The organism is uncultured Mailhella sp. (genome assembly GCF_947631555.1).
Lineage (GTDB): Bacteria > Desulfobacterota > Desulfovibrionia > Desulfovibrionales > Desulfovibrionaceae > Mailhella.
In genome coordinates, this window is sequence record NZ_CANRLT010000145.1 from 1 (window position 1) to 2,959 (window position 2,959).

Consider the following 2,959-nt stretch of genomic DNA (forward strand, 5'->3'; position numbering starts at 1 on the left):
TGCTCAACTTCTCCCACCTTGTCAAGCTCTTTTCCTCTAAATTTTTTCCTTTTTTCCTTCCCGCCACCAACTACGCAGATTTATTGCCTTTCTTCCATGCAGTGTCATGAGAAGAACTTCTGAATATAGCCCTGTATCCATACGAGCAGAACCATTATGGGCAAAACCCATTGCAGGTACGGCTTGAGTATACGGGGAAACTTCACACCGCTGCCCGTATCAGTCTCGGCGATAAACCTGTCCCAGCCCCAGCCCGCCCTGTGGCAGCAGAAAAGCATAAAGGTGACGGCCCCAAGGGAAAGCAGATTGTTGCTCAGGATGAAATCTTCGAGATCCATGAAGTTTGTTCCCGATCCCAGCGGCTGTATATTTTTAAGCACGTTGAAGCCTAAAATACATGGCAAGGTAAGCAAGGTAAGCACTACATAGTTGACGGCGGTGGATTTTTTCCGTGTCCACTTCCACACATCCATGCCGTAGGAAATGATATTTTCCACTACGGTGATGACTGTGGTCAGCGCGGCGGCACTCATAAAAATGAAGAAGAGCGTACCCCAAAACCGCCCGCCGCCCATTTCATTGAAGACGTTGGGCAGCGTGATGAATACCAGCCCCGGGCCGGCGTCAGGCTGCACACCGAAGGCGAAGCACGATGGAAAGATGATCAGTCCCGCGGTAAAGGCCACAAAGCTGTCAAGGCAGACGATAAAAAGCGACTCTTTAAGGATGGTATGGTCGCGCCCCAGGTAGCTGCCAAAGATGCTCATGGAGCCGATACCCAGCCCCAAGGTGAAAAACGCCTGATTCATGGCGTCGTTGACGAGACTGCCCAGTCCGGCCTCCATCGCCCGGTTCCAGTCCGGCGCGAGATAAAAGGCAAGTCCGTCCAGCCCTCCGGGCAGGGTTATGGCGCGTATGGACAGCCCAACCATGATCAGAAGCAGCCCGGCCATCATGACTTTGACTACCCGTTCAACCCCCCGGCGCAGGCCGCTGCCACAGACCCAGAAACTTATGCTTGCGGCGAGAACGCCCCAGAAGACCATGGAGACGGGATCCTCAAGCATGGAACCGAAGGCCGCGGGCATCTGTTCCGGCGGAACGGCAAGACCGCCCATGCCCATGCGCCAGACATAGCAGAGCATCCAACCGGCCACGGGAATATAGAACATCATGAGCAGGTAGCTGCCCACAAGACTGAGCCATCCCATCCTGTGCCACGATGTTCCCTTCGGTTCAAGTACACGCAGGGCATTTCCAAGGTTCTGCTGCGAGGCGCGCCCCACGGAAAGCTCCATGACGAGCAGAGGCAGGGCCATCATGAGCAGGAAGAAGGCGTACACGACGACAAAAACCGCGCCGCCGTACTTGCCCGTGATGTAGGGGAAGCGCCATACATTGCCGAGTCCAATGGCGCAGCCGGCTGACACCAGCAGAAAACCCAGCCGGCTGGAAAGTTTTTCTCTTTGCTCCATGTGATACTCCACGAAACTGAATCCGGAGCCTCCCGCGGGAAGCCCCGGACGACGATGTCTCTGCGGCGGGCGGAAACGCCCTGTGCCTCTGCTCGCTCCAAAGAAGATTTAGAAGAACTTCTGAATATAGCCCTCGATGAAAATGATCACGAAAATGACGGGCAGTATCCAGGTAAGGTAGAAACGAAGGATCTTGGGGAACTTCAGCCCTTCGCCGGTATCCGCCTCGGCCACGAAGTTATCCCAGCCCCAGCCGTAGCGGTGCGTACAGAACAGGATGAACATGAAGGAGCCGAGAGGCAGAATGTTGTTGCTGATGAGGAAGTCCTCAAGATCGAGAATACTCGAACCCGCACCCAGCGGCTGTATCCACGACCAGACGTTGAAGCCCAGGATGCACGGCAGAGTGAGCAGAGTAAGCAACACGAAATTCACCAGTGTGGACTTCTTGCGCGACCATTCATAGCTGTCCATGAAGAAGGCAATGATGTTCTCCTGCACGGCGATGACTGTTGTCAGCGCGGCGGCGCTCATGAAGACGAAGAACAGTGTACCCCAGAAACGGCCACCCGCCATGTCGTTGAAAATGTTGGGCAGCGTGATGAAGATCAGCCCCGGCCCGGCGTCCGGCTGCACGTTGAAGGCGAAGCAGGCGGGAAAGATAATGAATCCGGCGGTGAGCGCCACAAAGGTATCCAGCATCACGATCCATGCAGACTCCGAAGTGAGCGTGTTCTGCTTCCTGAGGTAGCTCCCGAAGATGCACATGGAGCCCATACCGACGCTCAGGGTAAAGAACGCCTGATTCATGGCCTCGTTGACGAGTGTCATGAAGCCGGCCTCCATAGCGCGGTTCAGATCGGGCACAAGGTAGAACTTGAGTCCCTCGGCGCCACCAGGCAGCAGGAAGGAGTGACAGGCCAGCCCGATCATGATGGCGAGCAGCCCCAGCATCATGAACTTGACCACGCGCTCCACGCCGCGCTGAAGGCCCTGCCCGCAGATGAAAAAGCAGAGCGCGGAAACGACGACCGTCCAGAACGTCATACGCCACGGATTGGCCAGCATACCCGTGAAGACCGTGGAAACCTGATCCGATGGAACGTCCAGTCCGCCGGAGAGCATCAGCCAGACGTAGGAGAGCATCCATCCGGCGATGGGCATATAGAACATCATGAGCAGATAGTTGCCCACCGGATTAAAGATGCCGAACTTGTGCCACCAGCTGCCCTTCGGTTCAAGCCTCAGAAGTGCGCTGGCCAGGCTGCGCTGGGATGCGCGGCCCACGGAAAATTCCATAATGAGAACAGGCAGTCCCATGAACAGCAGGAAGGCAAGATACACAACCAGAAACACAGCGCCGCCGTACTTGCCGGTGACATACGGAAAACGCCATACGTTGCCGAGGCCGATGGCACAGCCGGCCGACAAAAGCAGGAACCCCAGTCTGGTGGCGAGCTGTTCACGCTGAGCCATACTATTCT

The 2,959-nt window shown here is 56.2% G+C and carries 2 protein-coding genes; both read right to left on the bottom strand.

The genetic code is table 11. The annotated features are described in order from the left end of the window. Positions 1 to 104: 104 nt before the first annotated feature. Positions 105 to 1,475 carry a sodium-dependent transporter gene (locus Q0Z94_RS11635; RefSeq protein WP_298069883.1) on the bottom strand — a complete coding sequence of 457 codons (1,371 nt, stop codon included), beginning with the start codon at positions 1,473 to 1,475 and terminating at the stop codon, positions 105 to 107. Between the two features lie 108 nt (positions 1,476 to 1,583). Next, the gene (locus Q0Z94_RS11640) at positions 1,584 to 2,951 is read right to left on the bottom strand and encodes a sodium-dependent transporter (RefSeq protein ID WP_298069887.1); all 1,368 of its coding nucleotides are present in this window, start codon (positions 2,949 to 2,951) and stop codon (positions 1,584 to 1,586) included. Positions 2,952 to 2,959 lie beyond the last annotated feature (8 nt).

Bases quoted from the DNA above. Each gene is read 5' to 3' on its own strand.
- Q0Z94_RS11635 (WP_298069883.1), bottom strand. From the start codon at position 1,475: ATGGAGCAAAGAGAAAAACTTTCCAGCCGGCTGGGTTTTCTGCTGGTG.
- Q0Z94_RS11640 (WP_298069887.1), bottom strand. From the start codon at position 2,951: ATGGCTCAGCGTGAACAGCTCGCCACCAGACTGGGGTTCCTGCTTTTG.